The organism is Arthrobacter sp. ZGTC212 (assembly GCF_002929255.1).
GTDB classification, from domain to species: Bacteria; Actinomycetota; Actinomycetes; order Actinomycetales; family Micrococcaceae; genus Arthrobacter_B; species Arthrobacter_B sunyaminii.
This window is the reverse complement of sequence record NZ_PJIJ01000002.1, coordinates 21984-37039: the sequence shown is the minus strand read 5'-3', so window position 1 is coordinate 37039 and position 15056 is coordinate 21984. Positions and strand designations below refer to the sequence as shown.

Genomic DNA, 15056 nt, shown 5'->3' with positions numbered 1-15056 from the left:
GTGCGCCCCGTTATCGGAGCGCACGGTCCGCCGGCTCAGTCGGAAACATCGAAACGCAGGATCCGGTCATCGCCGGGTTCCGGGTTGCCGCGCCCGTCGGTGTTGTTCGTAAGCACCCATAGGCTTCCGTCAGGGCCGCGGACGACGTCGCGCAGCCGCCCGTACTCCCGCGTCAGATACACGGTGGAAGTGTCTAAACCGGCGAGCGGTACCTCCAGCAGCCGTTCACCGCGCAGGTTGGCGATGTAGACGGAATTGCCGGCGACGGCGATACCGCTGGGGCTGGCATCGGCCGGTGCCCACTGCTGGACCGGGTCAATGAAACCCTCCGCTCCGGCGGTGCCTTCAACCTCCGGCCAACCGTAGTTTCCGCCGGGCTGGATCACGTTGAGTTCATCCCAGGTGTTCTGCCCGAACTCGCTGGCGTAGAGGACGCCCTCGGCGTCCCAGGCAATTCCCTGCGGATTACGGTGACCGTAGCTGTAAACCAGCGACCCGGGGAACGGATTGTCCTCCGGCACCCCGCCGTCGGGCATCATCCGCAGGATTTTTCCGGACAACGAGTCAGTGTCCTGGGCACTGCCCCTGTTCCCGGCATCTCCGGTAGTGGCGTACAGCATCCCGTCAGGGCCGAAGGCAAGGCGCCCTCCGTTGTGGATCGAACCGGCTTCAATGCCGTCCAGAATAATCTCCGGCAAGCCCAGACCCAGTGAACCGGCGGCACCAGAGAGTTCCCGGCGCTCAATCCGGTTCTCCCCGCCGGCGGTCAAGTACGTGTAGAGGTACCCCGCCTGAACGGCGATGCCGAGGAGGCCGCCCTCTCCCCTGTTGGCTGCGCCTCCGATGACACCTGCTTCGCGGCCCACGCCGTCGTCATCGAGTTCCACTATCCGCGCCGAATCACGTTCGCTGACCAGCGGGGTCCCTTCGTGGAAGGCAATGGACCACGGGGCATCGAGTCCGGCGGCAATAATCTCCGCCGCTGAGGTCCCGACCGCTGCCCCGTCCTGCGCGGGCGGGGCAGTGCAGCCGGTCGTCACCAGACCCACAACTGCCGCGGCCGCCGCGAGACGTGCTTTGCCCGGCATAGCTCTCCAGTCAGCGGGGAAGGGACAGCTCCCGGAGCTGCCGGCGGGAATTGATGTCCAGCTTGCGGAAGATGCTGCGCAGATGGGCCTCGATCGTGCGGGGGCTCAGGAACAACTGTGTGCCGACTTCCCTTGAGGTGGCGCCGGTGGCCACCAGACGGGCGATGTGCAGCTCATGGGCTGTAAGTGCATCGGCTGGCTGAGCGGTCCGCTTCCGCGGGTACTCCCCGGTGGCGCGCAGTTCACGTGCGGCGCGGGCAGCGAACGCCTCCGCGCCCATGTCCAACAGCATCCCGTGCGCGGTGCGGAGCTGTTCCCGCGCGTCCTGCCTACGACCCTCGCGGCGAAGCCACTCGCCGTAGACAAGGTGGGTGCGTGCCAGATGGGCGGCCATCCGGCAGCGCGCAAGCTGCTCAATCGCCTCACGGTAATGCTCCTCGGCGGTTGGCCCGGTGCTGGTCAGCGCCCGGGAACGCGCCGCCAGGCCGAGCCCCCAGGGAGTGCCGCTGGCGCGGGCCCGCGAGGTGAGCTCTTCCAGCGCCTCGGCGGCCAACTCCGGCTGCCCGGCACGGCACGCCGCTTCGATAAGTTCGGGATGGGCCAGGTTGTTGAACCTCGACGCTTCTGACTCGAACGCCCGGGTTGCCGCCACCTGCGCCGCCGGGTAGTCGCCCATACCGTTGTGCTGCACCGCCATTGCGTACTGTGCCAGGGACACCTCTGTGGCCTTCGCATTGCCGGCTGCATGCGCGGCAATGGTCGCGTATACCTCGGCAGTCTCGTCCGGACGACCGCGCCAGGCGGACAGGAAAAGCTGCGCATGGAGCAAGGGTGCCGCCCTGGTCGCGGCCACGATCGCCGTCTGCTCCTCGGCCTGGGCTAACTCACCGGAGAGCACCAACATAACGGACTGGCCGAGAAGTGCGCGTGGGAGTGCGGCCAGGGCGCCGGAATCACGGACCAGCTGGACCGGCCGGGCGGCCAGAGTGTGGAGCATCTCATCGTCGAAGACCGCCATGGCGGTTCGGCAGGCGAGCCATCCCCAGCGGCGGCGATGGGTCTCGCTCACCCCGTCGGTTACGCTCACCCCATGAATGTCCGGCTCGTGGCCGGCCTCGCTCTCATGGTCGGCAAATGCGGCCAACGCACGCCGCAGTCCGGGCAAGCCGGTTGAGTACCCCTCCGTGAACATCGTCACCAGCCCGGCGAGCAACAGATCCGCCGGCCTCGGCGGCCCCGTTGGGGGCGGCGCGGTCCGGGCAGCCTCGGTCACTGTCGGTACGCCGCGGCCGCTGCGGGAGTTGCCGGTGACAATCGCAGCATCCAGCGCACCCAGGTAGGTCTCCCGGGACAGCTCCGGGTCCAGCGGGGCGAGGCACTTGGCAGCTTCCAGCAGCATGGCCTGCCCTTCGCCGTCCCGCACGAGGTGGAACGAGATCCGGGCGCGCAGCAGTCCGAGTTGAGCCTGTTGCACGTCGTCGAGCGGCCCGGCCGCAGCGACCGTCAGCAGTTCCAAGGCGTCCGCGGAGGCACCGGCCTCATGTTTGGCATGGGCGGCTTCAAGCGCCCGGCATGCACGGGCGGCGGGGTCGGGGGTCAGCTTGGCCGCCTGCTCCAAGAAGGCCGCGGAGACAGCCAATCCGCCACGGGCGTGTGCCCGGCCGGCGGAGCGAATCAACTCCACGGCGGCGCCCTCATCGGTGCCCAGCACCGTTTGCGAGCGGTGCCAGGCGCGGCGGTCGGGGTCGACATCGGCATCGATGGCCGCGGCCAGCGCACTGTGCGCCCGGCGGCGATCCTGCGGGGCGGCCGCCCGAAGCACAGCCGAACGCACCAGCGGATGCCGGAACTGCACCCGGCTGTCAATCTCCAGGAGCCCGGAGGATTCAGCCGGTTCGGCGGCCTCGGAGGTGATCCCCAGATGTTTGGCCGCCCGCCACAGCAAGGCTGCCTCTCCGGTCGGATCCACCGCAGCGATCAACAGCAACAGTCGCGTCGGCACCGGCAGACCCGCCAAGCGGCGCCGAAAGGTCTCCTCGATGCGGTGCACGGTGTCCGGCACTTCAGGCAGCTCGATTCCTCCGGCCACCCACGGCGCGGGCGCGCTGCGGGCCAGCTCCAGCAGTGCGAGGGGGTTCCCGCGTGCCTCGGCGAGGATGCGGTCGCACATACCGTCGTCCAGTGATGTGCGGCCGGATCTGGTCAGCAGCACCCGCGCGTCGGCTTCATCGAGCCCGCACAGACACACAACGGACAACCCGTCGAACCAGCGAACGTCCCGGTCGGCGGGGTCCCGCAGCGCGAACACCAGCACTATCCCTTCCTCCGCCATCCGCCGCGCGACAAAACTCAGGACCTGGGCGGAGGCCTCGTCCAGCCACTGCGCATCATCGACAAGGCATAAAAGGGGGCCTTCCTCGGCGACCTCTGCCAGCAGGTGCAGAGTTGCCAGCCCAACGAGGAAACGGTCCGGCACTCCGCCGCTTTGCTGCCCCAGTGCCACACCCAGAGCGGCCTGCTGCGGTTCGGGCAGGGCCTCCAGCCGGTCAAGCAGCGGCGCACACAATTGGTGCAGTCCCGCGAAGGCGAACTGTGTCTCGGACTCCACTCCGACCAAGGACTGCACTCGGAACCCCGAGGATTCCGCCCTCCCCCGGGCGTACTCAAGAAGCATTGTCTTTCCAATACCGGCTTCTCCGCGCACCAGGATCACCCCGCTCTCCCCGGCTCGGGCCCGTGAGATCAGGTTGTCGATAGCTGCGCGCTCGGCCTGCCGGCCTAGGAAGTCCACCGGTGACGCTCCCTTCAAAGCATGCCCGGAGCCTATTAGGCAATTCTCACCTAGGCAAACGAAATCGGTCGATCCCAAGTGGGTAGGTATGGGCCGGGGACATGCAGGAAGGCCTACCGATGCGTCGGCGTCGCAGCGCGCAGCATCCTGAAGACACAGCCGCATTGCGGACTACGGCGTCAATGGGGGGCTGATCCGTTGTCACTAGAACCCGCACCCGTAGAGAGAGGAAATCAAAGCCATGAACCCCATCCAGGAACTCATCATCAACTTCCAGGAACTTGCCGCCCAAGTGCCCGAGTTCCTTCGGCCCTTCATCGTCATGCTCGCCGGGGCCGTTCCGTTCATCGAGGGCGAAGTAGCCTCCCTGATCGGCGTCGTCGGCGGCCTGAACCCCATCGTCGCCGGCAGCGCCGCCGCCGCCGGCAATTTCCTGAGCGTGCTCCTCGTGGTGCTCTTCGCCTCCCGGACCCGCACCGCCGTCGTAAAGCACAACCGGGGACGGGCAGCGGCCCGGAGCGCCGCTCTGGTCCCGGGGCCTGGCGGTTATGGCGGGAGTCCCATGTTGGAAGAGACTCCACCGGCCAAGCCCGAGTCCAAGGGCCGGCAGCGCTTCATGAAGTGGCTCGTCCGCTTCGGCGTCCCCGGCGCGAGCATCCTTGGACCCCTGGCGATCCCGACGCAGTTCACCGCCGCGATCCTCATCGCCAGCGGAACCGCTAGAGGCTGGGTGCTGCTCTGGCAAGCGGTGGCGATCGTCCTCTGGACCACCGTCGCCACCGTGTCGATCTGGGCAGCCCTCACTTACGTCGTCGGGGTCTGATCCACAGCGACCGCCCGGACCGCAGAGGTCCGGGCGGTGAACTCCGAGAGGAACAAAATGGCACCCTATAAGACGGTGAAGCCCGGCGACGGCCATACGCTTCCACCCTTCCGCTGGTGGCAGCTGTTCACCCGTTCCCTGCTGCACCTGCACCTCTCCGGCGAAGACGGGGTGCTGGAGACCTGGTCCGTCGATGTCCGGCATGGGGGTGACGAGGATGGAGAGGCGTATGTACGGCTCTACCGCAACGGCGTCAATCGAGCCCAGTCTTCACTCCCTGCCGCGTTCCCGGTGCCCGGCGGCACCATCGAGGTTGAGGTCAGCGGTTACGGGCTCAAACGCTCCCACTACGTGAGGTCCGACGGCTCGGAGCAGCAACTGGTACCCGATCCCGCCTCAGCCGAAGGCCGGCGTGCCCGCCTGCAGCAAACCAACCCGGCACTGAGCCGTGGTGTGGGCGCCGCGTCGGTGATCGTCCTTTTGTTCGCACTCGTGCTGGGCGTGCCCCAGGCCGTCGAACAGATCACGCTGTTCCCACCCATAGCGGAGAACGTGGGCACGTTTTACAGCCCCTTCACCCTTCCGGCTACAGCGAACATCGGGCTTGTCCTGGCAACGCTCGCAGCGAGCACGGAGCGCGCACTCCGTCTGCGATATAACCGCATCCTTGACGGCGGCTTTTTCGGAGGCGATGACTAGGTTGCTTTACGGCACTTTAAACGACAAAAGCCCGGCAGAACTTTCGTTCCGCCGGGCTATTTGTCGGGTTGACAGGATTTGAACCTGCGACCCCCTGACCCCCAGTCAGGTGCGCTACCAAGCTGCGCCACAACCCGCTGTTCTGCCGGAATGTTTCCGGCCGAAGCAACTCGAATACTCTACCCCATGATTGGTGCTTTTCCCCAATCGGGAAAGCCCCGGACGCCGCTGCGGCGTCCGGGGCCCGAAGTGCTAGCGGTTCTTGCCGCGCTTTTCACGCACGCGCATGTTGACTTCGATGGGAGTGCCCTCAAAACCGAACGTTTCCCGCAGGCGGCGGGTGATGAAGCGGCGGTAGCCCGGATCCAGGAATCCGGTGGTGAAGAGCACAAACTTGGGCGGGCGCGAAGAAGCCTGCGTGCCAAAGAGAATGCGGGGCTGCTTGCCGCCGCGCACCGGGTGCGGATGCGCTGCTACCAGCTCGCCAAGGAAGGCGTTGAGCTTGCCGGTGGGGATGCGCTTGTCCCAGCTCTCCAGGGCCTTGTCCAGAGCGGGGACGAGCTTGTCCTTGTGCCAGCCGGTCATGGCCGAGATGTTCACGTGCGGAGCCCACTCCACGTGGGCCAAGTCGCGCTCGATCTCGATCTGCAGGTAGCGGCGGCGTTCGTCGTCCAGCAGGTCCCACTTGTTGAAGGCCAGCACCAGGGCACGGCCGGACTCGATGGCCAGCTGCAGGATGCGCACATCCTGTTCGCTGAGGACTTCGTCCACTGCCAGGAGCACGACGGCAACCTCGGCCTTTTCCAGCGCGGACTGGGTACGCAGGGAAGCGTAGAAGTCAGCACCCTGTGCCATGTGCTGGCGGCGGCGGATACCTGCGGTGTCCACGAAGCGCCAGGTGCGCCCGCCGAGTTCAATGAGCTCATCGACCGGGTCGCGGGTGGTGCCGGCCGTGTCATCGACCACCACACGCTCGCTGCCGGCCAGCTTGTTCAGCAGCGAGGACTTGCCCACGTTCGGGCGGCCGATCAGGGCGATGCGGCGGGGGCCGCCGGACTTGTCCAGTCCGCCGTATGCCGAGTATTCCGGCAGGACCTCCATCATGGCGTCCAGCATGTCCGCGGTACCGCGGCCGTGCAGGGCCGACACGGGGTACGGCTCACCGAAGCCAAGGCCCCACAGCTGCGCTGCGTCGGCTTCATTCTGGATGTCATCCACCTTGTTGGCCACGACGACGACGGGCTTGCCCTTGCCGCGGAGCATGCGCACCACGGCTTCGTCGGTGGCGGTGATGCCCACTGTTGCATCAACCACCAGCAGTACGGCGTCGGCGACGTCGACAGCGACCTCGGCCTGCCCGGCCACACGGGCATGGATGCCGCGGGCGTCGTGCTCCCAGCCGCCGGTGTCCACGAGGGTGAAGTTAACACCGTTCCAGGTGGCCGGGTAGGACACGCGGTCACGGGTCACACCGGGGGTATCTTCGACGACGGCTTCGCGGCGGCCCAGGATGCGGTTCACCAGCGTGGACTTGCCCACGTTGGGGCGGCCCACAATGGCGACGACGGGATCCTGGCGCAGCGGGGCGTCTTCGTCGTATTCTTCGAAGCCGCCGGCGAGCAGCGCGGCGTCTTCTTCGTCAAGTTCGTAGTCGGACAGGCCGGCGCGCAGCGTTTCGGCACGCAGCTCGGTCTCGGCATCGTCCATGCTGGCCAGGCGTTCGTTTACCTGGTCCTCTCCGGCCGGAACGTATTCGTCCTGGCCAGTCTCGTCGCCGGCAGCGCCGGAGTATGAGGAGTTCGTCATTTTTGCTTTCTTTCCGTTGAGGTCTGCAGCACTGCAAGCAGGCCGTCTCCGGACGTTCAGCCCGGTAAGTTTGTGTGGGGTTCCGCGGGTGATAACACCGCAGTTCCACCAGTCCATTGAAACACGCGCGGCACCGGCAGGGCATTTGAGCCCTGCCGGTGCACTGCCATTGCGCTGCCGCCGGTGGTGTGGTCCTGACCCTAGTGGGTGCTGGCGTACACCACGTCCAGCACCGCCTGGACAGTCTCTTCAAAGTCCAGATCCGAGGAATCGATGGTGACCACGCCGTCGGCCGCCTGCTGGAAATTGACCACCGTGGAGTCCTTGGCGTCGCGGGTGATCACCTGTTCCTTGAGCTGCGCGGCGCTCTGGGTTCCGCCCAGCTGGACGCCGCGCCGGCGCAGGCGGGCTTCCTCGGACGCGGTGAGCAGGATCCGCACTTCCGCAAGGGGCGCGACGACGGTGGTGATGTCCCGGCCTTCGGCGACGATGCGCAGCCCCGAGTCCTTGATCAGCTGCTGCTGGCGGCGGACCAGCTCGGCGCGCGCACCCAGGGTGGTGGCCACCGCGCTGACCGAGGAGGAGACGATTGGTTCGCGGATGGCGTCGGTAACGTCACGGCCGCTGACGCGGACAAACTCGGCGTCCGGGGACGTGCTGAGTTCAATGTCCGCGGCACGGGCGGCGGCTTCGACTGCCGCAGCGTCCTCGAGGTCGATGCCGGCTTCCATGCAGTACAGCGTCACAGCCCGGTACATGGCCCCGGTGTCCAGGTAGGCGGCGCGAAGCCGGCGGGCCGCTTCACGGCTGATGCTGGATTTTCCTGATCCGGACGGGCCGTCGATGGCCACCACGAGTGGTTTTCCCAGCCGGAACTCTGCCGGATTGCGTTCTACAGTCACTGCACTACCTTCCACCCGCGGGCGCTTAGTTCATTTACCAGGCTGTGCACCCGGCTGGGCAGGACGGAAATCTCCGCCCGTCCCACCTGCTGGCCGGAGGAATGCTCCAGCCGCAGGTCTTCCAGGTTCACGCCAATTTCGCCGATCTCCGTCAGCAGCCGGGCAATCTGTCCCGGCGTGTCATCCACCAGGACGGTGAAGGACACGAAGGACTGCGGCGGAGCACCGTGCTTGCCCGGAATCCGGGCCTGCCCGGTGTTGCCCTCCGAGATCAGCTGCGCCATGTCCAGGCGGGCGCCGTCCGCCACCGGATCCTCCAGCGTGGAGATGAGCCGGTTCAAATCTTCGCGGACGCCGTAGAGAATTTCCACCAGCCGGGGAGCGTTGCCGGAAAGGATCTGCACCCACAGCTTGGGATCGCTGGCGGCAATCCGGGTCACGTCCCGCAGGCCGTTGCCGGCCAGTGCCATGGCCTGTGCCGGCGTGTCCTGCAGCCGGCTGGCCACCAGGGAGGACATGACCTGCGGCAGGTGCGAAATCAGCGCCACGGACTGGTCATGGTCCGCGGCACTCATCCGTGAGACCACGGCGCCGAGATCGATCGCGAGGGCCTCCGCGCACTTGACCGCCTGCGGAGAGCTTTCCGGCGACGCGCAGATGACCCACGGCATGGAGGTGAACAGCTCCCCCAGCGCGGCAACGGGCCCGGACTTCTCCCGGCCCGCCATCGGATGGGTGCCCACGTAGCGGGTCAGGTCCGCGCCGGAGGCGCGCAGATCCGCCAGCACTGCACCCTTGACGCTGGCAATGTCGACGACGACGGCGTCGGGCCAGTCCTTCAGCGCCTGCACGGCAAGCGCTGCAGTGACGTCCGGCGGCGCGGCGACCACAACCAGTTCAGGGGCGAAGCCTTCTTCCACCGTCTCCAGCAGCCGGCCGGCACCGATGTCCCGTGCCACGGCCGCTGTCGACGGCGAAATGTCGGACAACGCAACGTCGATGCCCTGCCCGCGCAGACCCAGCCCGATGCTGGTCCCGAGCAGGCCGGTTCCAATCACCAGGACGGGACCGGACAGGTGCGTGGCTGATCCCTGTGCCGCGCCCACTGCCTAGAGGCCTACAGAGGCGAGCAGGTGGCCAACTTCCGTGCGGCCGAGCACGCGGATGCTGCCCTGGCGCTGGTCGCCCACGCGGATCGGGCCAACCTGGGTGCGGACCAGACGCTCGACCGGGTGTCCGACAGCCTCAAACATACGGCGGACAATGCGGTTGCGGCCCGAGTGCAGGACAACCTCGACGAGGAGGTGGCCCGGTGTGGAGTCAACCAGCTTGAAGGAGTCCACCTGGGCGAAGCCGTCCTCGAGGTCCAGGCCTTCGCGCATCTGGGCGCCGACACCGTGGGCCATCGGCCCGCGGACCTGGACCAGGTAGGTCTTGGGCACTTCATAGGACGGGTGGGTGAGGCGGTTGGCGAGTTCGCCGTCGTTCGTCAGCAGCAGCAGGCCCTCGGTGTTGGTGTCCAGGCGGCCCACATGGAACAGGCGTTCGTGCTTGTTGGTGCTCTTGAGGAAGTCGCTGATGCACGGGCGGCCCTCGGGGTCGTCCATGGTGCAGACCACGCCGCTGGGCTTGTTGAAGACGTAGTACTTCAGGTGCTCGTCCAGCTGCAGGCGCATGCCGTCCACGTGGATGGCCACCTGTGCGGGATCAACGCGGACGCCAACCTCGGTGACAACTTCGCCGTCGACCTCTACGCGGCCTTCACGGATCATGTCCTCACAGACACGGCGCGAAGCCACGCCGGCCTGGGCCATGACCTTCTGCAGGCGGATGCCCTCGGGATCGTGGTGGTCGGAGATGACGGGCTTGGCCGGGCGGCGGGTGGTGGTGCGCTTGACCACACCGAGGTTCTGCCCGAAACGCTCGTTGCGGAACGCGCGGTCTCCGCTCTTGCGCTGGCCTGACTGCGGGCCGCCGGTGCGGGAGGCGCCGCCCTTGGTGCCGTACGGCTTGGCCGACTTTGATGCCCCGGCCTTGTAGCCTTCGGGCTTGAACTGGCCGGCACCGGGTTTGGAGGCGCCTGAGCCCCTGGGAGCACCTGCACCCTTGCCGTCAAAGGCGCGTGAGGCTGCTGACCGGAACTTTTCGGGGCGGCTTTCAGCGGACTCCTCGCGGGGGCGGTAGCCGTTGGCGCGGAATTCGCCGGCGCTCATGCCGGGGTCGCGCTTGGCGGCGGCACGGCCGCCGGTGCGGGAGCCGGCAGGCTTGGAGCCCTTGCCGAAGGATTTGCCGCCGGCAGCTCCGCCGCCGCCTCGCGGGTTGTTACGGCCTGATCCGGAGCGGGGTGCCTGTGTCATAAAAAGTCCTTCGGGTGTAGCGGTTAGTAAGTAGTGTCTTCAAATTCAGCCAGGTTTTCCAGCCCGGGCAGGTGCGGTGCAAGCCGCGGAAGTTCGTTGAGGTCGCCAAGTCCCAGCCGTTCCAGGAAGTACGGCGTGGTCCGGTACATCATTGAGCCGGTCTCGGGTTCCACTCCGGCATCGTCGATGAGTCCGCGCTGGACCAGGGTCCGTACAACGGAGTCCACGTTGACACCCCGGATGGCAGATACCCGCGCCCTGGAAACAGGTTGCCGGTAGGCAATCACTGCCAGGGTTTCCAGTGCAGCCTGAGTCAGACGAGCACTCTGGCCGCCCAGGACGAACTTCGAGACCACGGGTGCAAACTCGGCGCGGGAGTAGATCCGCCAGCCGCCGGCCACATCCCGCAGTTCAAAACCTCGTATTGAAGTAAAACTACGTACTGTGCCACCGGGTCCTCCCCCAGTATAACCGTCATACTCGCGCTGCAGTTCCGAGAGGATGTCCTGCACCGCCGGCACCGGGACCTCCAGCACCTCGGCGAGCTCTGCGGGGGTGACCGGTTCATCCACCACCATCAGGACCGCTTCGACCGCCGCCCGGAGGTCGGCGGGTTCCGGGGCAGAGTCAGCAGAGTCAGGCTGCGCCAACGGGTCCTGCGGCATTTTCCTCCAAAGAGATGTCATGAGTGTCAGTGTTCTTGATAGATCCGTCCCTGCCTGCGTCCTTAACTGCCGGCCAGGCTCCGGGGGCCGCCGACCAGCTGATCGATAGTTCACCCAGCGGATCCGGCTGCTCGAAGGTAACAGCGCCGTCCCGGAACAATTCCAGCAGCGCCAGGAACCGGGCTACCGCCACGGAGCTGCCGGCGTCGTCCACCAGCGCCGCAAACGTCAGTTTGCCCGCCGCCATGAGCCGGCGGGCAATAATGTCCGCCTGCTCGCGCACGCTGACCTTGGGGGCGTGCAGGTGGGTCAGCCCCACAGCGGTGGGTTTGGCCGCCCGCGGGGTAAGGGCTTTGGCGGCCAGAGCGGCGAAGTCCTGCGGGCCGGTCCGCCAGATCAGTTCCGGAAGCATGGCCGCAAACTGCGGTTCGAGGGTTGCCCGGCGCGGAAAACGCTCAGCTTCGTCCTGTAGACGGGCATCCAGGATGCCGGCAATTTCCTTGAAGGCGCGGTACTGCAGGAGCCGGGCGAAAAGCAGGTCCCGTGCCTCCAGCAGGGCCACGTCTTCGGCGTCCTCAACGTCTCCGGCCGGCAGCAGGCGGGCCGCCTTCAGATCCAGCAGGGTGGCGGCAATCACCAGGAATTCGCTGGCTTCATCCAGTGCCCACGCCTGCTCAGCGTTGCCCAGAGCCCTGATGTAGCCAATGAAGTCATCGGTGACATCGGCGAGGGCAACCTCGGTGATGTCCAGTTCGTGCTTGGAAATAAGGCTCAGGAGTACGTCGAAGGGGCCGGTGAAATTCTCCAGCCGGACCCGGAAGCCGCGGACGGGCGGGGATTCGGATTCCTTGGCCGCGGAATCCACAGTGCCTGCTGCCATAGCAGTTAGGGGGCGCCGCCGCGGGAAATCAGTTCCTTGGCGAGGCGGCGGTAGGAGTCGGCACCGGGGTGGGTGCCTGCGTAGCTGGTGATCGGCTCTGCGGCCACGGTGGCATCGGCAAACTTGATGGTCCGCTTGATGACGGTCTCGAAGACTTTGTCGCCGAAGGCCTCCACCAGCCGGGAGATAACTTCGCGGCTGTGGAGGGTCCGTGCGTCGTACATGGTGGCCAGCACGCCGTCGATCTGCAGTCCCGGGTTCAGCCGGTCCTGGACCTTCTCGATGGTTTCCACAAGCAGTGCGACGGCACGGAGGGCGAAGAATTCACAGATCAGCGGGATGATGACGCCGTGTGCGGCGGTCAGCGCGTTGACGGTCAGCAGTCCCAGGGAGGGCTGGCAGTCGATGAGGATGACGTCGTAGTCGTCCGAAACCTTGCGCAGTGCCCGCTCCAGAACCTGCTCGCGGGCCACTTCGTTCACCAGCTGCACTTCGGCGGCAGACAGGTCGATGTTGGCGGGCAGCAGGTCAATGTTCTCGATGCCGGTCTCGTGGATGGCCTCGCGGATGTCCACCTTGCGGTCCATCAGAACGTTGTAGACGGTGAGGTCCAGTTCGTGCGGGTTGGTTCCGAGCCCGGCGGACAGAGCACCCTGCGGATCGAAGTCCACCAGCAGGACCTTGCGGCCGGCTTCAGCCAGCGCGGCACCCAGGTTGATGGTGGACGTGGTCTTACCCACGCCGCCCTTTTGGTTCACCATCGCGATGATCCGGGCTGGTCCGTGGGAAGTGAGCACCGGAGGTTCAGGGAATTCCGTCAGCGGGCGGCCTGTCGGCCCCATCACGGACTCGGCTGCGTCCTGTGTTGCGTCCTGCAGAGTTGTTGAACTCTGATCGCTGCTCACGTAATAATCCACGCTTCCGTCTCTAGCTGTCCTGCGGGCTGTCCCTGTCAAGATTACAGCCGTGCAACACCTATACCGCGAATCGGCGCGGTGGAACGCCCGCGAGCCTTGACTCTCTACTAGAGGTAGAACGTTGGCTTCGGGCCGCCGTTTGCGAGTGAAGTTCCGGGCTCCCGGGCTCTCGACCCTCGTGCATGACGGTCCCAAAATCTTCCGCCGCGAATCTTTCGTGCAGATAACGGGGGCATTTGCTCTCGCTGCGGATCCTTCGTGCAGCTAACGGGCCTAAAACCTTCCCTCGCAAAACCTTCGTGCAGATGACGGGCCCAAAGCGGGTTTGCCCCGGAATGAGCCCGTTATCTGCACAGAGAATTTCGGCAAAGCCCGTGAGGTGCACGAAGGAACCCGACGTGCCGATGGAGCACGACAAGCCTCCGTTCCACGGAGGAAACGGCCCAGCCGGAACGCCGAGGGGCGCTCCCGCTGTTGCGGAAGCGCCCCTCGGTGTTGCGGTGCGGCGTTGGATGAACCCGGCGTAAGCCTTAGCGGGCTGCCGTGGTTTCCAGCTCGGGTTCCGGAACCTGCGGCTCCTCATGGGCGTCGTCCATGGTTGATTCATCGAACGGACGTTCGCGGTTCAGCACCGCATTGACCTGCTCTTTGTCGATTTCCTTGGTCCAGGTACCGATCAGGACCGTGGCGACTGCGTTGCCGGTGAAGTTGGTCAGCGCGCGTGCTTCGGACATGAAGCGGTCGATGCCGACGATCAGGCCCACGCCCTCCACCAGGTCGGGGCGGTGAGACTGCAGGCCGCCGGCCAGTGTGGCCAGGCCGGCGCCGGTGACACCGGCAGCACCCTTGGAAGCAATGATCATGAAGACCAGCAGGGAAATCTGCTCACCCAGTTCCAGCGGCATGTTCATGGCAGAGGCCACGAACAGGGCGGACATGGTGAGGTAGATGGCAGTGCCGTCCAGGTTGAACGAGTAACCGGTGGGTACGGTCACGCCGACCACCGGCTTGGAAATGCCGAGGTGCTCCATCTTGGCGATCAGGCGGGGCAGCGCCACCTCGGAGGATGAGGTGGAGAAGATGAGCAGGTATTCCCGCCCCAGGTAGCGCATGAGCTTGAAGATGTTCACGCCGGTGCAGAGCTTCAGCACGCCGCCCAGGATCACGGCAATGAACAGGGCACAGGTGATGTAGAAGGCGATCATCAGCACCGCCATGCTCTTGATGGCTTCAACGCCGGTTTCGCCAACGACGGCGGCAATGGCACCGAAGGCGCCGATGGGTGCGAGCCACATGATCATGCCCAGGATGCGGAAGACCAGTTTCTGGATCTGTCCGATCAGGGTGAGGATCGGGGCTCCGGTGGAACCCATCTTCTGCAGGGCGAACCCGACAAGCAGGGCAACGAACAGGGTCTGCAGAATGCTCTCACCGGTCAGCGAGGACAGCAGCGTGGTGGGGATGATGCTCAGGATGAAGCCCGCCATGCCTTCTGCGTCTTCAGCAACCTTCGGTGCATTTTCGGCACCTGCGGCAATGTTCAGGCCCTCGCCCGGGTGGATCAGGTTTCCAACCACAAGACCGATGGCCAGCGCGAAGGTGGACATGACAATGAAATAGCCCAGAGCCAGGCCGCCGACTTTGCCGACCGTGGCTGCTTTGGCGATCGAGCCAATGCCGAGGACAATTGTGCAGAAGATGACCGGTGCGATCATCATCTTGATCAGGCCGATGAAGGCGGTACCAACCGGCTTCAGCTCCTTGGCGAATTCAGGCTGCACAAGCCCCAAAGTGGCACCGAGAACCACCGCAAGAATTACGGCAATGTACAAAAAGTGTGTTCTGTCCTTCTTGCGCGGGCTCTTCGGTGAGCCGGCGCCGCGGGGAATAGTGGCAGATGCCATGTGTACTGCTCCTAGGCTTGGTTTCTGATGTATCCCTCAGCGGCACCGAGACTGCGGTTCTCCGCCAGATGCGGAGCCGTACGGGAATCGCCGGGAACAAGTCATTCGTACACATCGTCAACCGGCGCTGTGATGACTGTCACGGTTGTGGTCATACTGTTCTCGGCCGGGAACAGTTCCCGGTATCGGGCGGCAGCCAGCAAAATGAGCGGGAAAGAAGATCA

At 65.7% G+C, this 15056-nt stretch carries 12 protein-coding genes and 1 tRNA gene; 2 read left to right on the top strand and 11 right to left on the bottom strand.

All coding sequences use genetic code 11. From position 1 onward, the window contains the following. Positions 1–35: 35 nt before the first annotated feature. Entirely contained in the window at positions 36–1088 is a 1053-nt protein-coding gene (locus CXQ89_RS06805; RefSeq protein WP_104160742.1) for a sorbosone dehydrogenase family protein, read from the bottom strand. 10 nt (positions 1089–1098) lie between these two features. Next, a complete protein-coding gene (locus CXQ89_RS06800) occupies positions 1099–3879 on the bottom strand; it encodes an AAA family ATPase (RefSeq protein ID WP_219815570.1) in 2781 nt (926 codons plus the stop codon). A gap of 241 nt (positions 3880–4120) precedes the next feature. Here CXQ89_RS06800 and CXQ89_RS06795 point away from each other — a divergent pair, with 241 nt between their 5' ends. Together CXQ89_RS06795 and CXQ89_RS06790 are read left to right on the top strand one after the other, a co-directional pair. Then, positions 4121–4702 carry a small multidrug efflux protein gene (locus tag CXQ89_RS06795; protein ID WP_104160740.1) on the top strand — a complete coding sequence of 194 codons (582 nt, stop codon included), beginning with the start codon at positions 4121–4123 and terminating at the stop codon, positions 4700–4702. A 57-nt stretch (positions 4703–4759) separates the two neighbouring features. Continuing rightward, entirely contained in the window at positions 4760–5401 is a 642-nt protein-coding gene (locus tag CXQ89_RS06790) for a hypothetical protein (protein WP_104160739.1), read from the top strand. A 63-nt stretch (positions 5402–5464) separates the two neighbouring features. Here the strand turns inward: CXQ89_RS06790 and CXQ89_RS06785 are convergent. The 9 genes from CXQ89_RS06785 to CXQ89_RS06745 form a co-directional block, all read right to left on the bottom strand. Continuing rightward, positions 5465–5538 (bottom strand) — tRNA-Pro (locus CXQ89_RS06785). Between the two features lie 115 nt (positions 5539–5653). Next, positions 5654–7207: a ribosome biogenesis GTPase Der gene (der, locus tag CXQ89_RS06780; protein WP_104054741.1), complete on the bottom strand. Its 1554-nt coding sequence runs from the start codon at positions 7205–7207 to the stop codon at positions 5654–5656. 200 nt (positions 7208–7407) lie between these two features. Then, positions 7408–8109, bottom strand: coding sequence for a (d)CMP kinase (gene cmk / locus CXQ89_RS06775; RefSeq protein WP_104160738.1), 702 nt, complete (start codon positions 8107–8109; stop codon positions 7408–7410). Next, positions 8106–9215 (bottom strand): prephenate dehydrogenase, encoded by a 1110-nt coding sequence (locus tag CXQ89_RS06770; protein WP_258059939.1) that lies wholly within the window; start codon positions 9213–9215, stop codon positions 8106–8108. Before CXQ89_RS06770 ends, cmk begins: the two co-directional genes overlap by 4 nt. Positions 9216–9218: 3 nt before the next feature. Beyond that, the gene (locus CXQ89_RS06765) at positions 9219–10466 is read right to left on the bottom strand and encodes a pseudouridine synthase (protein WP_104160737.1); all 1248 of its coding nucleotides are present in this window, start codon (positions 10464–10466) and stop codon (positions 9219–9221) included. Positions 10467–10489: 23 nt separating this feature from the next. Beyond that, a complete protein-coding gene (gene scpB, locus CXQ89_RS06760; protein ID WP_104160736.1) occupies positions 10490–11131 on the bottom strand; it encodes an SMC-Scp complex subunit ScpB in 642 nt (213 codons plus the stop codon). Continuing rightward, positions 11103–12011: a ScpA family protein gene (locus tag CXQ89_RS06755; RefSeq protein WP_104160735.1), complete on the bottom strand. Its 909-nt coding sequence runs from the start codon at positions 12009–12011 to the stop codon at positions 11103–11105. The genes scpB and CXQ89_RS06755 overlap by 29 nt, the downstream gene beginning before the upstream one ends. A gap of 5 nt (positions 12012–12016) precedes the next feature. Then, complete coding sequence (locus CXQ89_RS06750; RefSeq protein WP_104054892.1) at positions 12017–12916, bottom strand: AAA family ATPase; 900 nt, start codon at positions 12914–12916, stop codon at positions 12017–12019. Between the two features lie 542 nt (positions 12917–13458). Next, positions 13459–14832, bottom strand: coding sequence for a cation:dicarboxylate symporter family transporter (locus tag CXQ89_RS06745; protein ID WP_104054746.1), 1374 nt, complete (start codon positions 14830–14832; stop codon positions 13459–13461). Between the last annotated feature and the right edge of the window lie 224 nt (positions 14833–15056).

What these genes read in the sequence shown, in the direction of transcription:
- CXQ89_RS06805 (WP_104160742.1), bottom strand. Translation starts at nt 1,088, where the DNA reads ATGCCGGGCAAAGCACGTCTCGCGGCGGCCGCGGCAGTTGTGGGTCTG.
- CXQ89_RS06795 (WP_104160740.1), top strand. Translation starts at nt 4,121, where the DNA reads ATGAACCCCATCCAGGAACTCATCATCAACTTCCAGGAACTTGCCGCC.
- CXQ89_RS06790 (WP_104160739.1), top strand. Translation starts at nt 4,760, where the DNA reads ATGGCACCCTATAAGACGGTGAAGCCCGGCGACGGCCATACGCTTCCA.
- der (WP_104054741.1), bottom strand. Translation starts at nt 7,207, where the DNA reads ATGACGAACTCCTCATACTCCGGCGCTGCCGGCGACGAGACTGGCCAG.
- CXQ89_RS06765 (WP_104160737.1), bottom strand. Translation starts at nt 10,466, where the DNA reads ATGACACAGGCACCCCGCTCCGGATCAGGCCGTAACAACCCGCGAGGC.
- scpB (WP_104160736.1), bottom strand. Translation starts at nt 11,131, where the DNA reads ATGCCGCAGGACCCGTTGGCGCAGCCTGACTCTGCTGACTCTGCCCCG.
- CXQ89_RS06755 (WP_104160735.1), bottom strand. Translation starts at nt 12,011, where the DNA reads ATGGCAGCAGGCACTGTGGATTCCGCGGCCAAGGAATCCGAATCCCCG.
- CXQ89_RS06745 (WP_104054746.1), bottom strand. Translation starts at nt 14,832, where the DNA reads ATGGCATCTGCCACTATTCCCCGCGGCGCCGGCTCACCGAAGAGCCCG.